Consider the following 25,381-nt stretch of genomic DNA (forward strand, 5'->3'; position numbering starts at 1 on the left):
TATAACAATCATTTTATCTATTCCATTGAGCTGATTTGCCCGGCCATCACCACAGCGAGTATGATGAAGGGAATAAACATACGCGAACGGATCTGGAAGGGAGATTATGATGACTCTGAACAGCAATCGTCAGGGAGCAAGCAATGCGGATGCAGATACAGAGACACGCAAAGCCGAGCATATCCGCATCTGTCTCGAAGAGGAGGTCGGAAGCTCAATCGGCGGCAGTGGTTTTGAACGGTACCGCTTCGAGCATGAGGCACTTCCCGAGCTGAATTGGAAGGAAGTAGACCTGTCTACAAGCTGGCTCGGCAGAAGGCTCAAAGCTCCCCTGTTAGTAAGCTCCATGACGGGGGGGACAGATGAAGCGGGACGCATCAATCGCGGCCTAGCCGAGGCGGCTCAAAAAAGGGGCTGGGCCATCGGACTTGGCTCCATGCGCGCGGTGTGGGAAAAGCCGGAGCTGGCAGCCTCGTTTCAGATTCGGCGAGAAGCCCCTGATGTACCGATCATCGCCAATGTCGGCGCTGTGCAGCTCAATTATGGCCTGAACGCAGACGCTTGCCGCAGGCTTGTGGAGCTGGCCGAGGCAGATGCACTTGTGCTGCATCTCAATGCGCTGCAGGAGGTATTCCAGCCCGAAGGAGACACCAACTTCCGTCATCTGCTTCGCCTTATCGAGGAAGTATGCCGCAAGAGCGGCGTGCCGGTTGGTGTCAAAGAGGTCGGCTGGGGAATATCAGCCTCGACAGCGGCCAAGCTTGCAGATGCCGGAGCAGCCTTCATTGACTGCGCCGGAGCCGGAGGCACTTCCTGGAGCCAAGTTGAAAAATTCCGTGCCCGTAGTCCGCTGCATGCTTCAGCGGCAGAGGCGTTCGCCGATTGGGGCATTCCTACCGCAGAAAGCGTGCAGGCGATTCGGTTGCAGCTACCGCATGCGACGCTCATCGCTTCTGGCGGGCTGATAAGCGGAGTGGATGCCGCCAAGGCAATCGCCCTCGGTGCAGACCTGGCCGGCTATGGGCGTGTACTGCTGCCGCAAGCAGCCTCAGGACCGGACGCCGCAGAGGCAATCGGCAACCAGATGGAGCGGATCGAGTTCGAGCTGCGAACAGCGATGTTCGCCAGCGGCGCTGGCTCGATTCGGGAGCTGGCAAAGGGTGAAAAATTAAAGCCTGTCCGCCCATGAGGGGGATAGGCTTCTTTTAATGGATTCGTCCTGCGCTCTGAATGCGTACGGTTGAGTGGACATCGAATTGCAGCGTCGGGTACAATTCCTGCCATTCCTCGAAAGCGGTGCTGCTCTTATGAGTGGCTCGATACCGAAGTCCAAAATGCAGCGGATCGACGCCAGCCCGTTGGATACGCTTGAGCAGCTTAATGGTGTTTTTTTCAACATCCTGCCCTAGCTTCCGCTCGACCTCTTCGGAATGCAGGCTAAGAATATCGCTTGGTCCCTCCTCGATCGTGCCGCCTATATGAATGTGCATGGAGAGTTTCCCCCGTCCGTCCGGTAAACGTTGGATTTTATATTGAACACGCAGATCGGTCACCGCGAGCATGACGGAATTGTCCTTGTAGGTAGTTTTGAACGTGGAATTAATAGTCTCTTTATCAATTTGGTTGAACAACTGAGTTTCGTCCGGGCTCAATAACAGACGAATTCGCTTTTTGTCCAACAGGTTCAATTGGTCGACCTCATAACCGTTCTTCGACACACGGATAAGCGGCAGATAAGGGTCCATGCCATTTTCGTTGATGCGCCGGAACAGATCGAACAGCTTCTCAGGGCGAATGAAAGAGGACTTGGTTCCGTCGCTTCCGAACGTCAGAAACAGCGTATTGCCGGAGTACCGCTCAGATAGTGGCATCTTTTTCAAAATAGACATGCCGTCCGGATACCCCACCGCCACAAAAGCGGAGGATTGGATATCCCTGCGGCGAATCATCCATTCCGTTGCCGACGTTATATCATCACGTGCCAGTTCGTCGCCAAGCACGAACACTTTGCAATGGCCGAGGTCGATCTCTTTGTCCACGTGGGACTTAAGAATCCGCAACCCCTCTGAAATTTCCTTGGCGTCGATAGTCTCAATCTGAGATTTTTCCATGCCGGGTTCGGTTTTTGAGCTGGGAATGGACAGCCGAATCGTGACACGGTATGGCTTCTTCTCGTTGCCGGATTTGTCAATCGCGATGGCGACTACAAAAAATCGCTTGTCAATATCGATAAAGCCGCAACCTGTAGTAGGAACGAGTATCACAAATGCTAGCAAAAGGCAGAGAAAGCGCGCACTAATTTTGTAAATGCTCATGCCTTCGCCTCCCCTTTCGCGCTCTTTTTTGAGTCGCCCTTGGAGTCCCCCATCGCATCTCCCTGAGTGCTCCCAATCGAGTCCCCCATCGCATCGGCGGCGGGTCTCTTCCGGGTTAACACGAGCAAGAATATGGCGGTAGCCAGCTCAACGAACATGCGAAAGATGAGCCAGCGCTCGGCGATAATCTGATTCGTTTGCTCATTCAGGACAAACATCGACGCGATGCAAATGCCGAAAAAGACGCAGCTGATCCACCAGTTGGCCTTAGGTGTTTTGCTGAAGTCAACTTCAAAACGGTAACTTTTACTCATACTTCTCAAAAACTCGATCGATTGATGCCAGCCCACGCTCGTATAAAGCAGCGTCAGACCTAGATACACGAGCAGGAAAAGAAACAGTACCCGCTCGATGAAGCCGAAGCTCATCGTCATTGAATCCGCAGTTTGAGCCCAAACATATGTATAGCGATCCACCGCCATTGTCCCATGGTATCCAATTGGCAGAAAAAAGGTTGTCAGCAGGATGCCGCTGCCAAAAAGCGGAATGAGCCATCTTCCTTTCAGCCGGAAATTGGGTGGATTGAGCCGATTGAAAATCGCCATATTGGTGTAGCCGGTAAAAATAAACGTCCCCGCTGCAATGCTCGAGAGGGTAGGAGGGACATTAACATAGCGAGCTACAGCGTAGATCGCATTCCATGCCACATCAGGACTGCGGAAGCCTTTGAACAGGACGAACAGGACAAGCGGTGTTAACAGCAGGATCGTAATTTCCATCATGAACAACAGCGTCATCGAAGAGCGTGTTGAACCGTAGATGCATAAAACGCCGAGGATTAACATCAGGTTCCAGACAGGCAGATCCGGTGTCAACACTCGGTTTAGAAGAATCGTGAAGGCGATCAGCGCGAAGCTGGAGGCAAAAAAGAACATGAACGCGTAAATCGCGAGTATCATTTTAACGATCCATTCTGGCAGACGAAGCCGTAGAATTTCCGGCACTCCTCTACCCGGATAGCGCGCAAGAGCGCTAGTGGCTGCATATGCGGTCAAGGTGCCGACTACGATCGCGACCAGCATCGAGGAAACGGCGCCTGTCGTTCGCTCGCTGAGCAGCACGGACGGTACGAACAGCATCAGATTGAGCATTGCGACCATGACAAAGCTGTAGTAGAAATAACGGTTCATTTCGACTTCACCTCGCCGATATCAGTATCCTTCCAGTCCTTAGGCAGTACCAGTCTGAAATACGGCTTGCCGAAGCTGCGCTGGCTGCACAGATAGATCAGCAGTGCAAACACGCCGCAAGCTACTCCAGGTAGGCCGAAAAAGATGGCAATTACGATGAGCGGGTACTTAATAAAGCGGACGGACAGCGACAAGGAATAGACGGGAATAACAAAGTTGGAAATGGCCATTACGGAAGTGACGATAATCATAATGCTGCTGACAAGTCCCGCCTGCTGAGCGGCCTGGCCGAGAATGAGACCGCCGACGGTAGTTGCAGTGGAGCCGATATATTTGGGCAGGCGAACGCTGGCCTCCACGAGCATTTCGATCATGAACAGCATGATGAACACTTCAATGAAGGATGGATAAGGCACGGACGCCCGGCTGCCGGCGATGGAAAAGGCGAGCTGCACGCGAAACAGCTCCGGGTTGTAGGAGATGACCGCAATGTATAGGGCAGGCAGCGTCGTTGTCATAAACAAGGCGATAAAGCGAAGCGACAGCAGCAGTGCAGAGGTCCAAAACGACTCATATCGGTCTTCGGTTGCTGTCATCAGCTCGGTAAAAGTTATCGGGATCAGGATAGCGAACATGCTGCCCTGCATTAACACGATAATTTTTCCTTTGGACATACCTTTAGTAAGCCGATCGACCCGTTCCGTTATCATCTCAACTGGGAACAACCGCTTGCGGTTGTCGTTCATGAACTTGGAGAGCTCACCTGATGCGCTTAGCACATCGGTTTGAATGCTGCGAAGCTTGAGGCGCGCAATGTCCAGCACTGCGGGATCCACGCGAGTATGGTCGTAGAGAAGTACAACTCTGGTTTTGGATAAGGAGCCGACTGTGAACTCCTCGCTCTCCAAATCCGGACTTGCGTAGCGGCTACGGATGATATTGATGGAATCCATCAAATCCTCGCTGAGTGCGATCTGTGGTCCCTCAATCGTGCTCTCCACGGTAGTCTGAGGAGCTGTATTGCGGATGACGCGCGCAGCATCCATTGTGTAAATGGTTGCTTCAAGCTTGATCAGCACAAAGCCGCGCAGCATCATATCCGTCCACCGAGCAGAGTCATCGAGCTTCGAGAAGTTCGGATTGGAACTGAGCAAGTCGTTGAAGGGAACCTCTTCTTTGGCAAAGGGGATGAGCACGAGCTCACTGACCTTACTCTCGTCCACGAGCGTTGCGATATAGGCTATCTCGGCAGAAAATTGGCTGTTGGTCATTCGGTGGGTTTTGACATCCGATGCATTCGCGAAACGCTCGTGAATGGCCTGAAGCATCTTCTTCCTCCTCCTTCCAGTTCAGGAGTAGTATGCCGCCTCTGTCAATAAAGTATGTTCCTGATTTTGCCGGATAAGTGGGTCATGCAGTACAATAGCAGGACAAAGAGATCGGTGGGCCCATAGCCCGGACGAAGGAGTGGAAAGTTTGTCAGAATGGTATGAACGCAGTTTTGGAGAAGATTATTTAATCGTATACAGACATAGGGATTGGAAACAGGCGGAGCGGGAGGTAGCCCTTCTGGTAGCTGGCTTGGATCTTAGGCCGGGGGCACGAATTGCTGATATCGGCTGCGGCATGGGCCGTCATTCCTTGGCGCTCAGCAAGCTAGGGTACAGTGTTGTTGGCATGGATCTGTCCGAAGCTTTGCTAGAGGAGGCTCGCAATCAGGAGGAGAGCGAAGCCGTAACGTGGGTACACGGCGATATGCGCCAGATTCCCTTTGAAGACGAGGAGTTTGACGCTGTTGTGAATCTGTTCACTTCCTTTGGCTATTTTGAAAAGGACGAAGAGCATGTTCAGGTGCTGCGCGAAATGAGGCGAATTCTCAAGCCGGGAGGACGCTTCCTGATTGATTTTTTGAATTCAGAGCAGGTAAAAGCGACGCTCGTACCGGAATCCCATCGAAACGACGAGGAAAGTGATACGGTAATCGTAGAGAAAAGGAAGATCGAACAGGGCAGAGTCGTTAAATGTATCAGGCTTTCAAATTCGGAGGGCGGCGATATTCGGGAATATACCGAAAATGTCTCTCTACTGGATGAGGACTGGTTCCGCGCTGCGCTCGAAAGAGCGGGGCTGGAGCTAGGCTCTGTATGTGGAGGTTATGGCCGGGAGCCTTATGACCGAGCGTCCTCGAAACGACTGATTATGACTGGGAGACGGCCATGATCGAGCGGCTTCCGGAGGAATCGCCAGGAGAGGCGACTGTAGTGACGGAGCTGCTCCCGAGCGGATGGCTGCGGGTATGCGTTCCATTGCCGTACTCCTTGCGGTTCGTCAACAGTTATCTCGTGCCGGAGCCGGAAGGCGACTGGACGGTTATCGATCCCGGTTTGAATACAGAGGAGGCCCGTGCTCTGTGGCTTGCGGAGCTGGATAAGCTGGGCATCCGGCAGGGAGCGCTGCGCCGCGTGCTGCTGACGCATCAGCATCCAGACCATTATGGACTGGCTGGATGGTTCCAGCAGCAGTTTGCTTGTCCCGTATGGATGACGGAGAAGGCGCATCGCTATGCTAAGCGAATGTGGGGGGCGGGCAGCCGTTTTCCATTGGAGCTGGGGGATTGGTTCGGGCGGCATGGCATGCCGGCGGAGCTGCTGGAACAGCTGGAGCCTCATCTGCAATCGTTCCGGGAGCGAGTCGAGCCGCAGCCGGAAGTGTCCTATTTGACGGCGGGCAGTCGTCTAGAGCTAGGAGGCGAGAACTGGAGCCTGATTGATGCTCCAGGCCATGCTGGCGGGGCGCTGTGCTTTTATAGTGAGAGCAGCCGTACAATGGTTGTGGGCGACCAGGTGTTACTGCGTATTACTCCGAACATCAGCCTTGTGCCGGGTCCGGAGGAAGATGCAAATCCGTTGCACTCCTATTTGACGAGTCTGCAGGATCTCTCCGGTTATGTGACGGAAAGAGTGTATCCTGGCCATCGCGCGCCGTTCACTGATCTGGCCCGGCGAGCGAGAGAGATCACTGGACATCATGAGCGCCGACTGGAGCATCTGCTGGGGCTGCTGCGGCAACGTGAGGCGGCAACCGCATTCGAGCTATGTGAGCTTGAATTCGGCTCCCATTTGCGTCGCAACATCCACAATCTGAGGTTCGCGATGTCTGAAACGTTGGCCCATCTAGCCTATCTCGAAAATGAAGGAAAGGCAGAACAGGGGGACGAAGGAGGCTTTGTGCGCTTCCGGGCTGTGACGGCAGGAGATCCAGAGAGAGGCGGCGAATAGTCGTAGTCCGCAGCAGCCTGCGGGAGGGGGATGAGAGCCGATGAAGATCTACGAATTGCCGGGACAGGAACGTCCTGTAGATGCTTTTGAGAGCAAGGGCGTTATGTTCTCCGGTATTACTCGGCATGATGGCCGCATCCAGATTAGCAGTTTACATTTGGAAGCGGGGGGAGTCGTCGGCCGTCATCCGGCCGCGGTCAGCCAGCTGTTCCTGTTGATCGACGGAGAGGGCTGGGTCAGCGGACCGGACCGTCAGCGGATTGCAATTCGTGCTGGACAAGCAGCTTTTTGGGAAGCTGGAGAGGAACATGAATCCGGTACAAAAAGCGGCATGACCGTCATTATGGCCGAAGGCGAAGAGCTTGTCATTGAGATGGAGGAGCTGGCTTCATTCTGAAGGGAAAACGATAAAAAGACTGTTTCTGTTTGCCGCCGTAGGCGGTATGCAGAAACAGTCTTTTTTCATGGCCTATATCAACCTTAAGGGAGTTGAACATCCTCGCCGCGCTCTCCGCGGGCCTCTTCACGCTCGGCCTGTTTGCGATGGGCGATACGGCTCGCTGCAGCAGCGGCAATTGCACCGACAATGTCATCGAGGAACGTATGAATTTCTCCGTCATGTTTGTCGTTCAGACGCACGAGAATGCCTGGCTTCAGTTTGTCGACGTAACCGAAGTTCGTGAGTCCAATGCTTCCATATACATTAACGATGGATAGAGCAAGAATTTCGTCACAGCCGTAAAGGCCCTCATCGTTGTGGATCATCTCTTGCAGCGGAGCCATCAGCTTGCCTTCCTCAGCCAGCAAATCGAGCTGGATGCCGGTCAGAACCGCATTTTGCACTTCGCGCTTGGAGAGCACCGCATCTACGTTCTCTTCACATTCTCGGAGCGTAAGATCGGGATAGTAATCCTTTTGCAAGAACAAGGTCAGCTCAGCTATCTCACGCTTGGTCACACCTCGCTTGGCCAGCCACTCTGCGGTAGCTTGGGCGACAGCTTTGCTGTTGAGGGCATATTCTCCGGGATTGGACATGCGGTTATCCCCCTTGGGTAGATTTTTGTGTTTTTGGAACAAGCTGGTCTAAAAGTCTGGTACAACCCATACAAATAGTACTACAAAAGGGCTAGTACCACCAGGCAGCGCAAAAGCGGCCGGTAACCAAGGGAGGATATTGGAAATGAAAAAGCAGCGCTACAAATGGATTCGGAGGGCAGCTTTGACGGGGGCCCTTACATTGCCGGTTGTAGTTGCCGGTTGCGGTTGGTTCTCTCCATCTGAAAGCAAAGAAATCGACCCGCCTCAAGGAGTAAATGGCTCTGTTATTACTGGAATAGACGGAGAGAACGCAGCAGCAGGAACCGGCTCCGCCGAAGTATCCGCACAAGGAACAGGGACCGGGCTGACGGTATACCTCAAGGACGAAAGCGGTTATTTGGCTCCGGTTACGATCCAGGCCAAGCTGGACAGCAAGCTTACACCTCAGGCTCAGGCACTGGAGCTGCTCGTAGACGGCGGAGCTTATTCTAAGCTGTTGCCAGCGGGATTCACCGCTGTGTTGCCTAAAGGAACCCAGATTCTGAATGTCGCAGTTGATGCTAAAACAAAGCTGGCCTCGGTTGAATTCTCTAAGCAGTTTGCCGATTACAATGAGCAGGATGAGCGTCGTATTCTCGAGGCTATCACCTATACGTTGACGGGAATGGAAGGCATCCAGAGCGTAGAGCTGTGGGAGGAAGGCGAAAAGCTGCCGGAAATGCCGATAGGCCAATTCCCGCTGGATCGCGCGCTTTCCCGCTCTATCGGCATTAATCTGGAAGCGGAGGACGGCGTCGACTATACCCTGTCCACTCCGGTAACCTTGTACTTCTCCAGCAAGACGGAAGCCGGAGATCCATACTTCGTACCTGTAACACGTCTCGTACCACGCACAACCGACAAGCTGACTGCAGCGCTGGATCAGCTGGCGGCAGGCCCGCTGGAGGAAAGCAGTCTTATTCCGGTGTGGCTGCCTAATGTGAGCGCGAAAGTCACCCAGAACAAAGGTACCCTAACGCTGGACTTGTTGGATGCAGAGTACAAAAAGGGTGATGTTGCTCCGTCCGAAATGATGAACGCCGTTGTGCTGTCGCTCACAGAGAACGCCGGAATCGGCCAGGTACAGATCAAGCTGAACGGTGCATCCGACTTCAAAGATGACCTTAATATGTCCTACACGGAGCCGGTTAGCCGTCCGGAACAGCTAAACGCGTTCAAGTCCTAGTCTGATCGTCAAATAGCTTAGCGCTTTTTCGATTAGGTTGAATCAACAGACCCATGCCCTTGCGCATGGGTCTTTACTGATTTCTGGAGCTTTTATCAAGTTGCTTATCAGATGGGGCCGGGATGATTTTCCTGTTCGGGTCTGCTACAATGGGGGCTATTGCAGTCATGCCTTTAAGGAGGAGTACAGTTAAAATGAGATCCGATGGACGGGAACCGGGGCAGCTTAGACCGGTACAGATGGCGATAAATGTGAACAAATACGCAGAGGGCTCCGTGTTAATAGAGGCCGGCGATACGCGGGTGCTGTGCACCGCCTCTTTGGAAGAGCGGGTACCGCCCTTCATGAAAGGGCAGGGAAAGGGCTGGGTAACCGCCGAGTATTCGATGCTTCCTCGCGCCACGCATACGCGTAACCAGCGTGAATCCCAGCGCGGCAAAGTGAACGGCCGCACGATGGAGATCCAGCGGCTGATCGGACGCGCGCTGCGTTCCGTCGTTAATCTGCAGGCGCTCGGCGAGCGTACGCTGACGCTGGACTGCGACGTGCTGCAAGCGGATGGAGGCACGCGCACAACCGCCATCACAGGCAGTTACGTCGCGCTTGCTTTGGCCATTGACAAGCTGGCTAAAACGGTCAATTTCCCCGTTTATCCTTTGACGGATTTTCTAGCCTCCACGAGCGTAGGAGTCATCGACGGTGAGCCACGTCTGGACCTGCATTACGAGGAGGATTCCCGTGCGAAGGTCGATATGAATTTGGTGATGACCGGCAGCGGTAAGTTTGTTGAGCTGCAGGGCACCGGTGAGGACGAGCCTTTTTCCCGTGAGGAGCTTAACGCACTGTTGGAGCTTGGAGAAAAAGGTATCCGCGAATTGATCACCATTCAAAAAGAAACGCTCGGCGCTGCGGGAGCCCGCATCGGGACGGTGCAGGCATGAGCGGAGGCTGCGTCGTCGTCGCCACTGGCAATGCCGGCAAAATAAAAGAATTCGCCCATGCCTTCGCCAAGCTTAACCTTCAGGTGCGCAGCATGAAGGATTATCCCGCCGTACCGGATATCGTTGAGGACGGCGACAGTTTTGCCGCCAACGCCCGCATCAAGGCCGGAACGCTTGGGCGCTTGCTGAACGCTCCAGTGCTGGCCGACGATTCCGGCCTCATCGTCGATGCGCTCGGCGGCGCGCCAGGCATCTATTCCGCCCGGTACTCCGGTCCTGGAGCGACGGATGCCGCCAACAACGCTAAGCTGCTGCAGGAGCTTGGCGTTGTTGGCGCGGAAGTCGCAAGCGAAGCTGCAGAGCGCCCGGAAGGCGAGCGACTGCTCAGCTCGGCCCGGTTCTGGTGTGCGCTGGCGCTGTACATGCCGGAGCAGGACGATTTTATCGAGAGCGAGGGCGCGCTGGAAGGTTATATTCTGGAGCGTCCGCGCGGCGATTATGGCTTCGGCTACGACCCGCTGTTATGGATTCCCGGGCAGGGACGCAGCGCTGCCGAACTGAGCGTCGAGGAAAAGCAACGGATCGGCCATCGCGGCGGGGCGCTGCGTCAGCTGCTGGACAAACTGGAGCAAACCGGCGTCCGGCTATAACACGCTCAACGAAAAGAACGGGCCGTCCATGAAAGTCATCGTTAGATGGCCTAGGGACGGCCCCTTATTTACCTTATAGCGATGGATTTTGGATTTCGACGAAAGTATCGCCTCTTCTGTATTGAAAGGGGTCGGTTACAGTAGCGGCGCTTCTTGGCAAAAGACCATTACCGATCCCGTTTGGTATGACATGCATGATAAACTCAACAGTACCCACAATATCATTTGTTCGGGAAACTATATCATATCTAGCGACAGCCCTTCCATCGCACTCATATAACAATCCACAGTTAGGAGCTTTATTTGAAGTTACTTGAAAGTTATAGCGACTGCCCGGACCGATTTCATGCAGCGGAGGAGCAGGCGATTCAAAGCTTCCAGTTAATTCTGTTGCAATTAATGTGTATTCGCTGGTGCTGTTTAGAACGTTAAATCCTATGGATCTCTCTGTTATCTGAACATAGTCCCCCTGTAAATTACTCTTTTGAAAGAGACGCTCCACAATGACCAGCAGAATAAATAAAACCAGAATTAGCCCCCATGTAGAACCTCTAAAGGTACTGATTTCAGCTCGTTTGTCACTCATATCCATTTCTCCTTATTACGTCTATTTAATAACAAAATATGAGGAATTCGTAGAATAGTTCAGACTGATAGAAAAATTGGGTTTCTGGCGAACGGCAGTAAGGGAAGAAAAAAAAGCCATAGCGGCCAGGATTAATTATCCTGAGCGGCGCTATAGCTTATTTGGCTCACTTTTCTACCATCATGATTTTATTTAATTGAAACGTTGTATTGCATCAGCCAGCGATTCACTTGGTACAGGTAAGCGAACAACTGCGGACCGCTCATCAGCTGGCCGAACCAGGGGATGTTGGAGCTGGCCGCATCGGATTGGGCAATTTCGCGCACCTTGGCGGCATTGATCAGCGGCAGAATCGGGGAGCTGGAGTCATCCAATATATCCAACAGTTTTGAACGAACTGCGTTCAAATAGTTTGGATTATGCGTCTTTGGATAGGGGCTTTTTTTGCGGTAAAGCACATCATTCGGCAGCACGCCGCGCAGCGCCTGGCGCAGAATGCCTTTCTCACGGTCGCCGGACGATTTGATCTCCCAGGGGACATTAAATACATACTCGATCAGTCTATGATCGCAAAAGGGAACCCGAACCTCCAGCCCCGCACCCATACTCATGCGATCCTTGCGGTCGAGCAGTGTCGGCATGAAACGCGTGATGTTGAGGTACGACATTACGCGCATTTTGCGTTGCAGCTCGTTCTCGCCGCTCAGATGGGGGACAGCTGCTACGGCCTCGCTGTAACGGTCGCCGATATAATCGAGCGGTTTCGTCCATTCGCGCATTTCCGGCGACAGCAGCTCCGCCCGCATCGGGGAAGCGAGCGCCCAGGGGAACGTTTCGGCGTTCAGCGATTCCTCGCGATGGAACCATGGATAACCGCCAAACACCTCATCCGCAGCCTCGCCGGAGATGGCGACGGTGACATGCTTTTTGATTTCACGGCAGAACAGCAGCAGCGAAGCGTCCACGTCGGCCATGCCAGGCAGGTCGCGTGCGCTCAAGGCGTCGTCCAGAGCAGCGACCAGCTCAGGCGTATCGAACTTGATGTCATGCTGCAAGGTGCCGAGATACTCCACCATTTTTTGAATCCAGGGCTCATCGGCGTTGGGCTGGAAGGCATGCGACTTGAAATGTTTGTCGTTGTCCACATAATCGACCGAGAATGTATCTATTGATCCGGCGCCAGCCCGGTTGTAAAAGTCCACCGCAAGCGTCGTCAGCGCGCTGGAATCTAGCCCGCCGGACAAAAGCGTGCCAACAGGCACATCGGAAGCCAATTGGCGCTCCACCGTATCCCGCAGCAGCTCGCCGATACGCTGTGCCGTCTCCTCGACGTTATGCTCATGCTCCCAGCTGGTCAGCTCCCAATACGTATGCACGCGCGTACCGCTGCGGTCAACAGTCATGCATTTGCCCGGCAGCAGCTCGGTCAGATCCTTATAGACGCCAACGCCCGGCGTCCGGGCTGGGCCAACGATGAACAGCTCGGCGATGCCTTCAGCGCCGACATCGCTCTTAACTGCCGGGTGGGCCAGCAGCGCCTTCGGCTCCGAGCCAAAAATAAACTGTCCGCCAGCCTGGCTGACGAACAGCGGCTTGACGCCAACGCGGTCGCGCGCAAGAAAAAGCTTCTGCTCCTTGTCGTCCCAGATGGCAAAAGCAAAAATGCCGTTGAATTTTTCTACGGCAGCCGGTCCCCACTCCATATAGGCGGTCAGCAGCACCTCGGTGTCGCAGGTTGTCGTGAAGCTGCGGCCTCTGCTTTCAAGCTCCCGCTTTAGCTCTGGGGCATTGTACAACTCCCCGTTATAAACGATGACGAATTTATTTTCGTCCTGACTGCGAATCATCGGCTGAGCGCCGTTTTCAGGGTCCATAACCGACAGACGCCGATGACCAAGGGCGCATGGGCCAGAAATCCATGTTCCTGAAGCATCGGGTCCCCGGAGCGCTAGAGTTGTGGTCATTTTTTCCAAGTCCTCGCTGTGCAAGGTCAGGTCGCGAGTCCAATCGATCCATCCGGTGAATCCGCACATGGGGGGTTCAGTCCTCTCTTGTTCGTAAGCTTGCGACGCAAAGCGACATATGACCATGAATATGCAGAATCGGGGCATAACATGTCTGTCCGCAGGGAGAAACTACGGGGGAAATGACGGATTAACGTGGATACGGGACAAGGAAGGAGCGTTGGCGAGCGATGAGCCATAACAATCAGGAAGGTCAACGCAAGACCTATTATGTGGCGGTTGGCGCTGGTCAGGTGTTGGAGGATTCCGAGGCGGCTGCCTATGAGCTTGCCATCTATGCGACCGAGGAGGAAAAGGATGGGCTCAAAGCGTTGTTTGCGGAGCTTTCCAGTATGGACGAAGCATCGATGGTTCATTTTCATAGAAGTCCATTTGGGTCAGCCAGCCTGGAGGAAATCAATCAGGGCTATGAAGGGATTCTCAAGCAAATCTACACGCTGGTCAACCGGCTCGGCACAGAGGAAACCCGGCGGCATATCGCCACCATGAATCTCAACATCGGAGGGCTCCAGTAATGAATGTCATTGAGGCTCATGTCAGTCGCGTGGTGGACAAGGAAGGCAGGCCAAGCGGTGAGGTAAAGGTGCAGACGGATGACCCTCAGTGCGAACAGGTGCTGGCTTATTTTCAACATTCGGAGGATCGGGACTACGATCTCGTGTCCATTGTGCGCAGCGATGCCGATCTGTTGACAGACTGGTTCGACAACAGCATGCACACAGCTTATGAGGATATTACGATGCAATGGTTTGAAAATGAATCCCTAAAAACGGACTGGGGCCGCCGCGAGACCTTCAAGCAGCAAGTGCTGGAAAGCGGCCAAGTCCGTGAAGATTTGAAACGATTGCTCCGCTAAGCGGCTGGACGAATAAGCTGAATATAAAGAGCCCGCCGGGATGGGAATCCTGGCGGGCTTTTGGATTACCTGAGCGAATATAGAAAACCCAACCCACTAAAAGGGAATATGTTTATCACCACCTGGGCCTCGGTTCGCGGGTTTGCGGAAAAATTTGAACCCGAATGACTTGATGGGCGGTCTTTTTTTAATCCCCTCTTGATCGAAACGAAGCGCCGCATTGATCTCACCGCCCAGCACGATGATGATGGAGCTGAGATAGAGCCAGACCAGCAGCACGATGACACCTCCAAGACTGCCGTAAGTTTTCGTATAGTTGCCGAACTGATTGACATAAAACGAAAACAGAATAGAGGTAACGATCCAACCAATCGTGGCAAAACATGCTCCCGGCAGCACATCCCGAAAGTTCAGCTTGCGATTCGGCGTGATCCAGTAGAGCAGTGTGAATACCAAAATCATCGCGGCCAGCGGCAGAAGGAAGCTGACGACGGTCCAGATCGGTTCGAAGCCAGCGGGATAATCCAGCTTTTGAAACATATATTCACCGATGACGCGGCCGAAAATAAGCAGCACAACAACAAGGATAATCACGATTGCCAGTACGAGTGTAGCCAGCAGCGAGATGCCGCGCACTTTCCAGAAAGGGCGGTTCTCTTCCTCGTCATAGGCTTTGTTGATGCCTTTAATGACCGCATTGATCCCATTGGAGGCTGCCCATATGGTGCCCATCATCCCGATCGACAGGAGCGTTCCGCTGCTTCCGACGGATACCTCGCTGAGAATAGTACGGACTGTGTTACCTCCATCCTGGGGCAGCATTTGAATGAATTCATTGATGAGCTCATCCCCGTTGAGATTCAAATATCCGAGCAAGCTGACCAGGAAGATGAGAAACGGAAAGAACGATAACAGTAAGTAATAGGTTATCTGAGCGCCCAGAGCGGGAACCTCATCATCCTGAAACCGGGAAAACATATTTTTGCCGAATGCGATGGTTTTCGTCGTGAAGGACGATTTTGACGGCATCGGAACCCCTCCGTTTCTAATTAGGTTATTTGCAACTCCATTACCCCTCAACTATGGACTGAAAACGCCCCAGCAGAGAGCTTGTCATACATGATCTGGAATTTCCATTGCTTTTCACTACTAAAGGATTTTATAATTTACCCATAAATCCAGTTACGGATCGGATACGGAGTGGGGATATGTCAGAAAAGCTGGAGAAGATTGTGGAAGCGGCGAGACTTTACTATCAGATGGACTTCAGCCAGCAGGATATCGCTAAGAAGCTGGGAGTTTCACGGCCTACGGTATCGAGATTCCTTCAGCAGGCTAAGGCGGACGGCATCGTGCAGATTACGATTCATGATCCGCTGGAGAACAACGACATGATCTGTCGGCATCTGGAGCGGCGCTTTGGCTTGGAGAAAGCAATTGTCGTGAGCACCCCGTCCCATGAGGACAACGTTGTTAAAAAGTATATTGGAGAAGCGGCGGCCCAATACCTATATGAGATCGTTCGGGACGGCGATACGATTGCCGTTACATGGGGAACAACGCTGTACGAGATCGCACAACGACTGCCGGTCAAAAATGTGCGTGGCGTCAATGTCGTACAATTGAATGGCGGACTTAGCTATTCGGAGACGAACACCTATGCTTCCGAAATCATGCATCTTCTTGGAGGCGCATTCAATACGACGCCGCATCTGCTGCCGTTGCCGGCAATAGTTGACCAGCCGCTTGTTAAGCAGGCGATCGAGGCTGACCGTCACATATCCAAAATTCTCGAAATTGGACGGAAGGCGAATATTGCTGTATTTACGGTAGGCGTGCCTACAGTGGATTCCGTGCTTGTCAGAGCCAACTATCTTAGTAAAACTGAGCTTGATGTTATTCACCGCCTCGGTAAAGGAGATATCTGCTCGCGCTTCATCGATATCGATGGGGAGATCTGCCTAAAGGAATTGGATGCGCGCACGATTGGCATTGAGCTGGAAGAGCTAAAAAGCAAGAAACATGCGATTCTAGTCGCAGGCGGCATTAATAAAGCCGATGCGGTTTATGCCGCAGTTCGGGGTGGCTATCCCAAAACGATAGTAACCGATACATTTACGGCCCTGTATCTGTTAGAGCGGGAACAGTCTGTTTCCAGCTAGGTGGAAAGGTACGTATTAATTGACGCCAGGCTGCCTGAGGGCAGCCTGGCGTAAGTTTGCGAGCTGAGCTAAGTAGCTCCATCCATTCACCCTAAAGTTCGAAGCATCTCGGCACATATTAGAGCGGACAAACTTTCTTCATGGGGTATCCATATGGTCTATCATCGCTTATAATTACCTTTTGATAATGATAATCTTTTTCAACTAGAAACGGGGATTGGATTTTTCATGCCTACTACTTCACCATCTGCCTTGCGGGAAGGCGGCTCTAATCAGGGTGACACTCTGCCCGTCAAATCGAGACCGGCAATTGCCGTTGTCGTAATTTTGGGAGGGCTGATAGCACTAGCATTCTCTCTGGCGCTCTCTATTTCGGTCGGCGCGGCGAATGTTTCGCTCGCTACAGTTTGGGAAGCCGTGTTCAATTACAATCCCGAGTTGCAAGAGCATCTGATCGTTCACGAGCTGCGAATGCCTAGAGCACTGGCCGGAGCATTGACTGGGGCTTGCTTCGCTGTTGCCGGAGCGCTAATGCAAGGGATGACGCGTAATCCACTGGCCGATTCCGGCCTTTTAGGGCTCAATTCAGGTGCTGCCTTGGCTTTGGCGCTCTGTTTTGCTTTTGCTCCTGGAATGCCGTTTATGTTGATCATTGTATGGTGTTTCGTTGGCGCAGGCGTAGCCTCAGGGATCGTCTATGGCATCGGGTCGCTGTCGCGCGGCGGTCTAACGCCGGTACGTCTTGTGCTGGCTGGAGCAGCCGTATCGGCCCTGTTTACGGCGCTTAGCGAAGGGATTGCGATTTATTACCGCATCGGGCAGGAGTTGGCCTTCTGGTATGCGGGAGGTTTGGCTGGCACCAAATGGCTGCAACTTGATGCCATTCTACCTTGGACCGCCGCGGCGCTGGCCGGAGCGATGATGATGTCACGCTCGATTACGATGTTAAGCCTCGGGGAAGAAGTCGCCTCGGGCCTCGGCTTGAACATCGGGCGAACCCGTGTGCTCGCTCTTATTCTGGTGCTTGTACTGGCAGGCACAGCTGTATCCGCTGTGGGCGCAGTTGCTTTTGTTGGCTTGCTAATTCCTCATGTAGCGCGCTATATGGTCGGAGTGGATTATCGCTACATCATTCCGGCTTCCGCTGTGCTCGGCGCGCTTCTGATCGTGCTGGCTGATATCGCCTCCCGTATGATCGCTCCGCCTTTTGAATCTCCGATTGGGGCTTTGATCGCGTTGATCGGCGTTCCTTTCTTCCTCTATTTGGCGCGTCGCGAAAGGAGGGAGCTGTAATGGATACTGAAATGTTACATCAGTCGGCACGCCGCCGCAGAAGTAAGGCGCTGTTTATGCTGGCTGTGCTGCTCATTCTTATTGCGATTGTTTTCCTGATCAGTATGAATGCCGGGTCCTTCCGCATGTCAGCGGGAACGGTTCTGAACACGTTGTTCGGTGGCGGTACGGACAAGGAGGAGCTCATTTTATTCGAATTCCGTCTGCCGCGTATTTGTATCGCGCTGCTGGTGGGCGCCGGTTTGGCTCTTTCAGGCTGTGTTCTGCAAGGAATTTCGCGCAATGGGTTGTCTGATCCCGGTATCCTCGGCATCAATGCCGGTTCAGGACTCGTCGTTTTACTGTTCATCGCGTTTTATCCAACGACCGACGCGGCTCCCGTTTTTGCACTACCGATACTAGCCCTCGTCGGCGCTTGCGTGACGGCGCTTATTATTTTTGGACTAGCCTACAAAAAGGGTGAGGGAATCATGCCGTCCAGGCTGATTCTTACCGGGATCGCGATCGCCGCTGCGATCAGTTCCGTGACCATCGTACTGATGCTCCGGATCAGCCCGGAAAAATATCAATTCGCCGCCACCTGGATGGCGGGAAGCATCTGGGGCTCCACCTGGACTTTTGTGCTCGCCCTGCTACCTTGGGTTATTGTTTTAGGCGCTTACATGATGGTAAAGGCTCGCTCTCTTAATGTGCTCGCTCTTGGCGATCAGCTTGCCAGCGGCCTTGGAGCCAGAGTTGGCGGTGATCGCAGCCGCCTGTTGCTGGTAGCCGCTGGCCTGGCTGGCGCCTGCGTCGCGGTGAGCGGCGGTATTGGCTTCGTCGGCCTGATCGGGCCTCATATCGCCCGCCGACTCGTTGGCCCGCGGCATGAGGCGCTGTTACCGACTTCAGCCCTGTGCGGAGCGTTGCTGATGCTCGTCGCCGATACGGTTTCCCGCGCTCTACCGATGAGCTCTGAGATTCCAACTGGGATCGTCGTTGCGGTCATCGGGGCTCCTTATTTCCTGTATCTGATGGCCCGTTCTCGTGCCTAAGATTTACTCTTATGTACATCAAAGAGGCTCCATTCTACTACCGCAGCCGTTGCGGTAGTAATGGAGCCTTATTTTTTTGCATCTATTTAATCGAGGTTAAAATTGCGCCGACGGCTATCATAACGACGCCGATGCCGTTCCACACGGTAATCTTTTCACCAAGGAACAGCATAGCGAGCACAATCGCAAACACGACGCTTAGCTTGTCGATCGGACCGACCTGGGATACAGCGCCGACCTTCAGCGCCATAAAATAAAACAGCCAGGAGAGCGCACCAGCGGCACCGCTCATAGCGATAAAGGTTAGCGCCTTGCGCTGGCCGAGAATTTCTCCCATCTGTCCGAATTTTCCTTGGACGATGACAACCGCAACGAGGAAGGCCGCCATAATGATGGCGCGAAGCGCCGTGGCGGAATTCGCGTCCAGATCCTTCAGCCCAATTTTGCCGAAAATCGAGACTAGCGCTGCAAATACAGCGGAGAGCAAAGCGTAGGGAAGCCACATCATACGTAAAACCTCCTATGCCCGAGCGGGCTGGGTTACTGGTTCGGATGTTTTATAGTTTGCATGGTATGGCTGAAATAATCCAAAATCCCATAGAAATGGCGAGGGGTACTGAAAAAAGGTTCGAGCTTGCCGAGGTGAATTAAGAACCCAAAAAAGCCCGTAACCCTTGATAATCAAGGGTTACGGGCTTTTGCTTGATCTATTAAATTGAACTTAATTGAACGCTATGGCGTCCCGGAAGGGATTCGAACCCCTGACCGTGCGCTTAGAAGGCGCATGCTCTATCCGACTGAGCTACCGGGACAAAAACAAGCAGTGGCTCAACGCCGACAAGATCAAAAAACGATACTTCCTGATATTACAGGAAGATCATGTATTAATCAAGTCTTTTTCTAAACGGCATGTCCACTTCCGTTGAATCAGGTAGCGAATCTGCCACAAGCACTGTAATTTTTCCTTTTAACGGGCGCGTGTTATAATGTAGCCAAACTTTGGTGAATGAAGGGCGTCACAGATGATGAGGCGGTGGTAGCATTACGACATCCAATGATTCTTCCCGAGGGGAAAAAGACAACCTTTACTTATTTCCAAATACGCTGGATCATTACCAGGAACAGTTGACCCGTCTGCTGGAAGCGGAACAATACAGCGAGGCTAAACGTGTGCTCCAATTCCTCCTTCAATGCCGTGGAGAGGATCAGCGACATTATGAAGAATGGGGCAATCTGCTCTCTTGGCTTGAGATGGCTTTTCCCGATAGCGACGGGCAGGGCGCGGGTGCACCTGATGATCCTAGTGAGGAGGACCTTCGTCAAACAGCTCTGAATCCGTCGGAACAAGATGAATCTTATGTGCAACAGGTGCTCTACATCATGAAGAATCATCCAATGTTGGATCAACAGTTGTTAGCATTGGAACGGGCCGCCCATTTGCGCAGCCCGGAGGTGGACGTGACAATTCGGGAATGGCTGGGGCAGGAGCCGTTGCATCCGGTGGTGCAATTCAAAGCTTTGCAATGTTTGCGTCGTCGGGGCGATTCCGGCACGCTTCGACTGGATCGGCTTGGAGAGTCCACTGAGCTAGAGATCGAGTGGACGCCGCTGGACCTGGATGACTATCCGGAACCGGTACGACGGATTCTTGGCCGGGTTGAGAGCGTGACGGAGACGATGGATCCGACACTGCCTCATTTTGCGCGCGAGCTATGGAAAGAATGTCTCCAGTATCTATACGGCAGCTCCGCCTATACCCGCATGCTCAGCGAGGAGGAGGCTGTTGTCGATAGTTACGCGGCAGCACTGCATCAAACGCTCCTGCTTGCAGTATACGGGACGGCAGATGAAGACGAGATCAGGCATACATATGGCATTACCGATGAACTTCGCTTCCGCTATGAGCAGGCCAGCCGGTCCATGCGGCAAATTACGGATTTACAGGAAGGTTACGGCGAGAATTGACTTGTCTTGTAATCATGCGCCCAGTTTATTATAATGGAATGGTTTATTAAACGTGGATAATCAGCGCCTGGCGCCTATTTTTGGAGGGGAAAGCATAAATGACAGCTACATGGGAGAAAATAGAAAAGAACGTCGTGTCTATCGACGTTGAAGTTGGGTCCGAGCAAGTGAAGGACGCACTTGATCAAGCTTTCAAAAAAGTGGTAGGAAAAGTTAATGTTCCTGGTTTCCGTAAAGGCAAAGTGCCTCGCTCCATCTTTGAATCCCGCTTCGGCGTGGAAAGCCTGTACCAAGATGCAATTGACATCCTGCTGCCTGTAGCTTACTCCGATGCTCTGAAAGAATCCGGCATCGAGGCAGTTGACCGTCCAGAGATCGACGTCGAGCAATTCGGCAAAGGCCAATCGTTCAAGTTCAAGGCAAAAGTTACGGTTAAACCTGAAGTGACACTCGGCGACTACAGGGGCATCGAAATTCCTGCAGCAAACAGCGAAGTTTCCGAAGAAGAGCTGGCGGCTGAGCTGGAGCGTCTGCAACAGCGTCATGCAGAACTCGTTGTCGTAGAAGAAGGCGCGGCTGAGAATGGCGATACGGTTGTAATCGACTTCGATGGTTTCGTGGACGGAGAGGCTTTCGAAGGCGGACAAGCGGAGCGTTATTCCCTTGAACTCGGTTCGAACTCCTTCATTCCTGGCTTCGAGGAGCAGGTTGTAGGTCTTGCTACTGGTGATTTCAAGGATGTTGAAGTTTCCTTCCCTGAGGACTACCATGCTGAGAACCTTGCTGGCAAGCCAGCCGTGTTCAAAGTGAAGCTGCATGAGATTAAACGCAAAAACCTGCCGGCTCTTGACGATGAGTTCGCAAAAGACGTCAGCGAGTTCGACACGCTTGACGAGTACAAACAAGATCTTTCCGCTAAGCTGAAAGAGCGCAAAGAGAAAGAAGACGAGCAAGCTCGCGAGACGGCTCTCGTTGACAAGATTGCTGCTTCCGCAGAAGTAGAGATTCCGGAAGCAATGATCAACAGCGAAGTAGATTTCCTGCTGCGCGACTTCGAAAACCGTATCAAACAACAAGGTCTGAACATGGAGCTGTACTTCCAGTTCTCCGGCCAAGACGAGGCGGCTCTGCGCGATCAAATGCGTGCTGATGGCGAGAAGCGCGTTCTGAACAATCTTGTTCTTGACGCTATCGCTAAGCAAGAGTCCATCGAAGTTTCCGAAGAAGAAGTGAACGAGGAACTCGAGAACCTCTCCAAAATGTACAGCCGTCCGGCAGCTGAACTGCGCGAGATTTTCGAGCGCAATGGCAACCTGGACAACATGAAGGAAGATCTGAAGCTTCGCAAAACGATCAAGTTCCTTCTTGATAACAGTAAAACAGCAACGGAAGTCGCTTAATTCGACTTTCCATGCATTCCGTAAGGCACGTGTTCTGCACGTGTCTTATTTTTACCAGTATATCTCACATAAGTTAAACCTCCTGCCGTCCGCAGGAATGGGGATGCTTCCCCGTACATAAGAATGGAATCACAGCAGCGCCAGCCTAGAATCGGCAAAAATGACATGGGTACTTCAAACGTGTTAAAATGAAGATGTATCTGAACTCCAAAGTGGAAAGTAGGTTGGTCGCATGAATTTGGTACCGATCGTAGTCGAACAGACAAATCGCGGTGAGCGTTCTTACGATATCTATTCCCGTCTTCTCAAAGACAGGATCGTTTTCCTGGGCAGCGCAATCGATGATGATGTTGCGAATTCCGTCATTGCCCAGCTGCTCTTCCTCGCGGCCGACGATCCGGAGAAAGATATTCATCTGTATATCAACTCTCCCGGCGGTTCGGTAACCGCGGGCATGGGTATCTATGATACAATGCAGTTCATCAAGCCGGATGTATCAACAATTTGCGTCGGCATGGCGGCGAGCATGGGCTCCCTGTTGCTGACAGCAGGAACCAAAGGCAAGCGCTTCTCGCTTCCTAACAGTGAGGTTATGATCCATCAGCCGCTTGGCGGCGTTCGCGGGCAGGCTTCGGATATTAAGATCCACGCGGACTGGATTATCAAAACCAAGCAGAAGCTTAACCAGATTTACGTCGACCGTACGGGACAGCCGTATGAGAAGATTGAGCGCGATACCGATCGCGACAACTTCCTCAGCGCCGACGAGGCTCTTGCCTACGGTCTGATCGACAAGGTCATTGCCGTGCCGGAAGCGGGTATCTTGTAACATCTTCCTTTAAGGGGTGATTGAGTGTTTAAATTCAACGAAGAGAAGGGCCAGTTGAAGTGCTCTTTTTGCGGTAAGTCTCAGGATCAGGTCCGCAAGCTAGTTGCGGGTCCTGGCGTCTATATATGCGATGAATGTATCGAGCTTTGCACGGAGATCGTCGAAGAGGAGCTCGGCCATGAGGAAGAGCTTGACCTCAAGGACATTCCGAAGCCAAAAGATATTCGCGCCATTTTGGATTCTTATGTTATCGGTCAAGAAGCTGCGAAGAAGTCTCTGTGTGTAGCGGTTTACAACCACTACAAGCGGGTTAACTCGCAGAATAAGCTTGAGGATGTCGAGCTGCAGAAGAGTAATATTATGCTGGTTGGTCCTACGGGCTCCGGTAAAACATTGCTTGCACAGACGATGGCTAAAATTCTTAATGTTCCGTTTGCGATTGCCGATGCAACTTCCCTTACGGAAGCCGGCTACGTGGGCGAGGATGTTGAAAACATCCTGCTTAAGCTGATCCAAGCTGCGGACTACGATGTGGAGAAGGCCGAACGCGGCATCATCTACATCGATGAGATCGATAAGGTCGCTCGCAAATCCGAAAACCCATCCATCACTCGTGATGTATCCGGTGAAGGTGTACAGCAAGCGTTGCTCAAAATTCTCGAAGGTACGGTTGCATCTGTTCCTCCTCAAGGTGGACGCAAGCATCCGCATCAAGAGTTCATTCAGATCGATACGACGAACATTCTGTTCATCTGCGGCGGTGCCTTTGACGGCCTGGAGCAGATCATCAAGCGTCGTATTGGCAAAAAAGTCATCGGCTTCAGCACTGGAGGCGACGGCACCAAAGATATGAAAGCCGGCGAGTACCTTTCCCTGGTGTTGCCAGAGGATCTGCTGAAGTTCGGTCTTATTCCAGAGTTTGTCGGCCGTCTGCCGGTCATCTCCACTTTGGAGCCATTGGATGAGCCTGCTTTGGTACGTATTCTGTCCGAGCCGAAGAATGCTTTGGTGAAGCAGTACCAGAAGCTGCTTGAGATGGATAACGTGAAGCTTGAGTTTGAAGCTAGCGCGCTTGATGCCATCGCCAAGGAAGCGATTAAGCGTAATACAGGAGCTCGTGGCTTGCGTGCGATCATCGAAGGCATCATGCTGGAAATTATGTACGAAGCTCCGTCTCGCGATGAGCTCAGCACCTGTGTCATTACCGAGAAGGTTGTGCAGGATCGGGTCATTCCGGAGCTCACCACCAAAAAAGGCAAGAAAAAAGAAGAGAGCGCCTGATCTGAACGCTGTAAAGGCATAGGATGACGGCTGCATCGTCCAAACCCGTCATCGTTCCACCCTCCCTGGCTCTTCAGAAGCTGGGACGGGGTGGACTTTGACATTTCATAGGGAGAGATGACGTCTATGTATTCTCGCAAGGACACTGTCCCCGTCCGTGTTGGTGATCTGACCATCGGCGGCAGCAATGAAGTAATCATCCAGAGTATGTGTACAACGAAAACGGCGGATGTGGAAGCAACTGTCGCCGAGATTCTTCGTCTTGAGGAAGCCGGTTGCCAAGTCGTACGTGTAACGGTCAACAACAAAGAGGCAGCTGAAGCGATCAAGGCTATCAAAAGCCGGATTAACATTCCGCTAGTTGCTGATATTCACTTTGACTACCGCCTTGCCCTGCTGTCCATTGAAAATGGGGTAGACAAGGTCCGGATCAATCCTGGTAATATCGGTCGTCGCGAGAAAGTGGAAGCGGTCGTTAAGGCTTGTAAGGAAAAAGGCATTCCAATTCGAATCGGCGTTAATGCTGGTTCTCTAGAGAATCATTTGCTGGAGAAGTACGGCTATCCGACGCCAGAGGCGATGGTGGAGAGTGCTTTGTTCCATATTGGTATTCTCGAAGAGCTCGATTTCCACGACATTATCGTGTCCCTGAAGGCATCCGATGTGCCAATGGCAATCGCCGCTTACAGCATGGCTGCCGAAAAAATCAAATACCCGCTCCATCTGGGTATTACTGAGGCCGGTACGCTGCACTCCGGTACGATTAAGAGCTCGGCTGGCATTGGAGCGCTACTCGCGATGGGCATCGGCAACACGGTGCGCATTTCGCTCAGCGCCGATCCAGTTGAGGAAGTTAAAGTCGCCCGCGAACTGCTCAAAACGTTTGGTCTCATTACGAACGCAGCGACGCTCATTTCATGCCCGACTTGCGGCAGACTTGATATCGATTTGTTCTCCATTGCCAATGAGGTAGAGGAGTACATTTCCAAAATCAAGGTGCCGATCAAAGTATCGGTGCTTGGCTGCGCAGTTAATGGACCTGGTGAAGCTCGCGAGGCTGATATCGGCATCGCTGGTGCGCGCGGAGAGGGAATGCTCTTCCGTTATGGGGAGATGATCCGCAAAGTTCCGGAGACTGAGCTGCTGTCCGAGCTCAAAAAAGAAATCGACGAGATCGTTCGGGTGTATGAAGCGACCGGAGAAATTCCGGGCCGCAAAGAACATCTGCCTGCCTAATTCGTATGAACAAGCCGTTCGGCCCATCTGGGTTGGACGGCTTTTTAGCAATTACTCCTCAAATTGTTCAATTTGCTG

At 52.7% G+C, this 25,381-nt stretch carries 25 protein-coding genes and 1 tRNA gene; 17 read left to right on the forward strand and 9 right to left on the reverse strand.

Annotated elements, in window-relative coordinates; genetic code table 11:
• The first annotated feature begins 109 nt into the window (after positions 1-109).
• A complete protein-coding gene (gene fni, locus CGZ75_RS00750) occupies positions 110-1,189 on the forward strand; it encodes a type 2 isopentenyl-diphosphate Delta-isomerase (RefSeq protein ID WP_089524485.1) in 1,080 nt (359 codons plus the stop codon).
• Between the two features lie 16 nt (positions 1,190-1,205).
• Here fni and CGZ75_RS00755 read toward each other — a convergent pair whose 3' ends face one another.
• Genes CGZ75_RS00755 through CGZ75_RS00765 form a run of 3 tightly spaced genes read right to left on the reverse strand, consistent with a single transcriptional unit; the run spans position 1,206 to position 4,833 of the window.
• Positions 1,206-2,315, reverse strand: a complete 1,110-nt coding sequence (locus CGZ75_RS00755) for a Ger(x)C family spore germination protein (protein ID WP_089522232.1) — start codon at positions 2,313-2,315, stop codon at positions 1,206-1,208.
• On the reverse strand, positions 2,312-3,505 hold the full coding sequence (locus tag CGZ75_RS00760) for a GerAB/ArcD/ProY family transporter (protein WP_089522234.1): 1,194 nt from the start codon (positions 3,503-3,505) through the stop codon (positions 2,312-2,314). The genes CGZ75_RS00755 and CGZ75_RS00760 overlap by 4 nt, the downstream gene beginning before the upstream one ends.
• A complete protein-coding gene (locus tag CGZ75_RS00765) occupies positions 3,502-4,833 on the reverse strand; it encodes a spore germination protein (RefSeq protein ID WP_089522236.1) in 1,332 nt (443 codons plus the stop codon). Before CGZ75_RS00765 ends, CGZ75_RS00760 begins: the two co-directional genes overlap by 4 nt.
• A gap of 139 nt (positions 4,834-4,972) precedes the next feature.
• Here CGZ75_RS00765 and CGZ75_RS00770 point away from each other — a divergent pair, with 139 nt between their 5' ends.
• Genes CGZ75_RS00770 through CGZ75_RS00780 form a run of 3 tightly spaced genes read left to right on the forward strand, consistent with a single transcriptional unit; the run spans position 4,973 to position 7,180 of the window.
• Positions 4,973-5,725, forward strand: a complete 753-nt coding sequence (locus CGZ75_RS00770; RefSeq protein ID WP_342745633.1) for a class I SAM-dependent methyltransferase — start codon at positions 4,973-4,975, stop codon at positions 5,723-5,725.
• Positions 5,722-6,783, forward strand: a complete 1,062-nt coding sequence (locus tag CGZ75_RS00775; protein ID WP_089522239.1) for an MBL fold metallo-hydrolase — start codon at positions 5,722-5,724, stop codon at positions 6,781-6,783. Before CGZ75_RS00770 ends, CGZ75_RS00775 begins: the two co-directional genes overlap by 4 nt.
• Before the next feature lie 40 nt (positions 6,784-6,823).
• Positions 6,824-7,180 (forward strand): cupin domain-containing protein, encoded by a 357-nt coding sequence (locus CGZ75_RS00780; RefSeq protein ID WP_089522241.1) that lies wholly within the window; start codon positions 6,824-6,826, stop codon positions 7,178-7,180.
• An 83-nt stretch (positions 7,181-7,263) separates the two neighbouring features.
• On the opposite strand, the gene CGZ75_RS00785 is transcribed toward CGZ75_RS00780, so the two are convergent.
• Positions 7,264-7,818, reverse strand: a complete 555-nt coding sequence (locus CGZ75_RS00785; RefSeq protein ID WP_089522243.1) for a phosphatidylglycerophosphatase A family protein — start codon at positions 7,816-7,818, stop codon at positions 7,264-7,266.
• A gap of 145 nt (positions 7,819-7,963) precedes the next feature.
• Here CGZ75_RS00785 and CGZ75_RS00790 point away from each other — a divergent pair, with 145 nt between their 5' ends.
• The 3 genes from CGZ75_RS00790 to rdgB all read left to right on the forward strand — a co-directional run bounded on the left by CGZ75_RS00790 (position 7,964) and on the right by rdgB (position 10,637).
• Positions 7,964-9,046, forward strand: coding sequence for a GerMN domain-containing protein (locus CGZ75_RS00790; protein WP_089522245.1), 1,083 nt, complete (start codon positions 7,964-7,966; stop codon positions 9,044-9,046).
• 194 nt (positions 9,047-9,240) lie between these two features.
• Complete coding sequence (gene rph / locus CGZ75_RS00795; protein ID WP_089522247.1) at positions 9,241-9,987, forward strand: ribonuclease PH; 747 nt, start codon at positions 9,241-9,243, stop codon at positions 9,985-9,987.
• On the forward strand, positions 9,984-10,637 hold the full coding sequence (gene rdgB / locus CGZ75_RS00800; protein WP_089522249.1) for an RdgB/HAM1 family non-canonical purine NTP pyrophosphatase: 654 nt from the start codon (positions 9,984-9,986) through the stop codon (positions 10,635-10,637). The genes rph and rdgB overlap by 4 nt, the downstream gene beginning before the upstream one ends.
• A gap of 73 nt (positions 10,638-10,710) precedes the next feature.
• Here rdgB and CGZ75_RS00805 read toward each other — a convergent pair whose 3' ends face one another.
• On the reverse strand, positions 10,711-11,223 hold the full coding sequence (locus CGZ75_RS00805; protein ID WP_089522251.1) for a YjcZ family sporulation protein: 513 nt from the start codon (positions 11,221-11,223) through the stop codon (positions 10,711-10,713).
• 188 nt (positions 11,224-11,411) lie between these two features.
• On the reverse strand, positions 11,412-13,256 hold the full coding sequence (gene asnB, locus CGZ75_RS00810) for an asparagine synthase (glutamine-hydrolyzing) (protein ID WP_089522253.1): 1,845 nt from the start codon (positions 13,254-13,256) through the stop codon (positions 11,412-11,414).
• 161 nt (positions 13,257-13,417) lie between these two features.
• Between asnB and CGZ75_RS00815 the strand changes: the two genes are divergently transcribed.
• Both CGZ75_RS00815 and CGZ75_RS00820 read left to right on the forward strand, forming a co-directional pair.
• Positions 13,418-13,762 carry a hypothetical protein gene (locus CGZ75_RS00815; protein WP_089522256.1) on the forward strand — a complete coding sequence of 115 codons (345 nt, stop codon included), beginning with the start codon at positions 13,418-13,420 and terminating at the stop codon, positions 13,760-13,762.
• Complete coding sequence (locus CGZ75_RS00820) at positions 13,762-14,103, forward strand: hypothetical protein (RefSeq protein WP_089522258.1); 342 nt, start codon at positions 13,762-13,764, stop codon at positions 14,101-14,103. The genes CGZ75_RS00815 and CGZ75_RS00820 overlap by 1 nt, the downstream gene beginning before the upstream one ends.
• Positions 14,104-14,199: 96 nt before the next feature.
• On the opposite strand, the gene CGZ75_RS00825 is transcribed toward CGZ75_RS00820, so the two are convergent.
• Complete coding sequence (locus CGZ75_RS00825; protein WP_089522260.1) at positions 14,200-15,132, reverse strand: YihY/virulence factor BrkB family protein; 933 nt, start codon at positions 15,130-15,132, stop codon at positions 14,200-14,202.
• 179 nt (positions 15,133-15,311) lie between these two features.
• Here CGZ75_RS00825 and CGZ75_RS00830 point away from each other — a divergent pair, with 179 nt between their 5' ends.
• The 3 genes from CGZ75_RS00830 (at position 15,312) to CGZ75_RS00840 (ending at position 18,592) form a co-directional block, all read left to right on the forward strand.
• Entirely contained in the window at positions 15,312-16,265 is a 954-nt protein-coding gene (locus CGZ75_RS00830) for a DNA-binding transcriptional repressor DeoR (RefSeq protein WP_089522262.1), read from the forward strand.
• Between the two features lie 228 nt (positions 16,266-16,493).
• The gene (locus CGZ75_RS00835; protein ID WP_089522264.1) at positions 16,494-17,558 is read left to right on the forward strand and encodes a FecCD family ABC transporter permease; all 1,065 of its coding nucleotides are present in this window, start codon (positions 16,494-16,496) and stop codon (positions 17,556-17,558) included.
• The gene (locus CGZ75_RS00840; protein WP_089522266.1) at positions 17,558-18,592 is read left to right on the forward strand and encodes a FecCD family ABC transporter permease; all 1,035 of its coding nucleotides are present in this window, start codon (positions 17,558-17,560) and stop codon (positions 18,590-18,592) included. Before CGZ75_RS00835 ends, CGZ75_RS00840 begins: the two co-directional genes overlap by 1 nt.
• 82 nt (positions 18,593-18,674) lie before the next feature.
• On the opposite strand, the gene CGZ75_RS00845 is transcribed toward CGZ75_RS00840, so the two are convergent.
• The gene (locus CGZ75_RS00845; RefSeq protein ID WP_089522268.1) at positions 18,675-19,100 is read right to left on the reverse strand and encodes an EamA family transporter; all 426 of its coding nucleotides are present in this window, start codon (positions 19,098-19,100) and stop codon (positions 18,675-18,677) included.
• A gap of 227 nt (positions 19,101-19,327) precedes the next feature.
• Positions 19,328-19,404, reverse strand: a tRNA-Arg gene (locus tag CGZ75_RS00850).
• A 313-nt stretch (positions 19,405-19,717) separates the two neighbouring features.
• Here CGZ75_RS00850 and CGZ75_RS00855 point away from each other — a divergent pair.
• The 5 genes from CGZ75_RS00855 to ispG all read left to right on the forward strand — a co-directional run bounded on the left by CGZ75_RS00855 (position 19,718) and on the right by ispG (position 25,303).
• On the forward strand, positions 19,718-20,557 hold the full coding sequence (locus tag CGZ75_RS00855) for a hypothetical protein (protein WP_245850653.1): 840 nt from the start codon (positions 19,718-19,720) through the stop codon (positions 20,555-20,557).
• A gap of 98 nt (positions 20,558-20,655) precedes the next feature.
• On the forward strand, positions 20,656-21,957 hold the full coding sequence (gene tig / locus CGZ75_RS00860; RefSeq protein ID WP_089522272.1) for a trigger factor: 1,302 nt from the start codon (positions 20,656-20,658) through the stop codon (positions 21,955-21,957).
• A gap of 232 nt (positions 21,958-22,189) precedes the next feature.
• The gene (gene clpP, locus CGZ75_RS00865) at positions 22,190-22,786 is read left to right on the forward strand and encodes an ATP-dependent Clp endopeptidase proteolytic subunit ClpP (protein WP_089522274.1); all 597 of its coding nucleotides are present in this window, start codon (positions 22,190-22,192) and stop codon (positions 22,784-22,786) included.
• Between the two features lie 24 nt (positions 22,787-22,810).
• On the forward strand, positions 22,811-24,067 hold the full coding sequence (clpX, locus tag CGZ75_RS00870) for an ATP-dependent protease ATP-binding subunit ClpX (protein ID WP_089522276.1): 1,257 nt from the start codon (positions 22,811-22,813) through the stop codon (positions 24,065-24,067).
• 126 nt (positions 24,068-24,193) lie between these two features.
• On the forward strand, positions 24,194-25,303 hold the full coding sequence (ispG, locus tag CGZ75_RS00875) for a flavodoxin-dependent (E)-4-hydroxy-3-methylbut-2-enyl-diphosphate synthase (protein ID WP_089522278.1): 1,110 nt from the start codon (positions 24,194-24,196) through the stop codon (positions 25,301-25,303).
• Positions 25,304-25,381: the final 78 nt, after the last annotated feature.

It is taken from the genome of Paenibacillus herberti, assembly GCF_002233675.1.
Taxonomy (GTDB): Bacteria; Bacillota; Bacilli; order Paenibacillales; family Paenibacillaceae; genus Paenibacillus_O; species Paenibacillus_O herberti.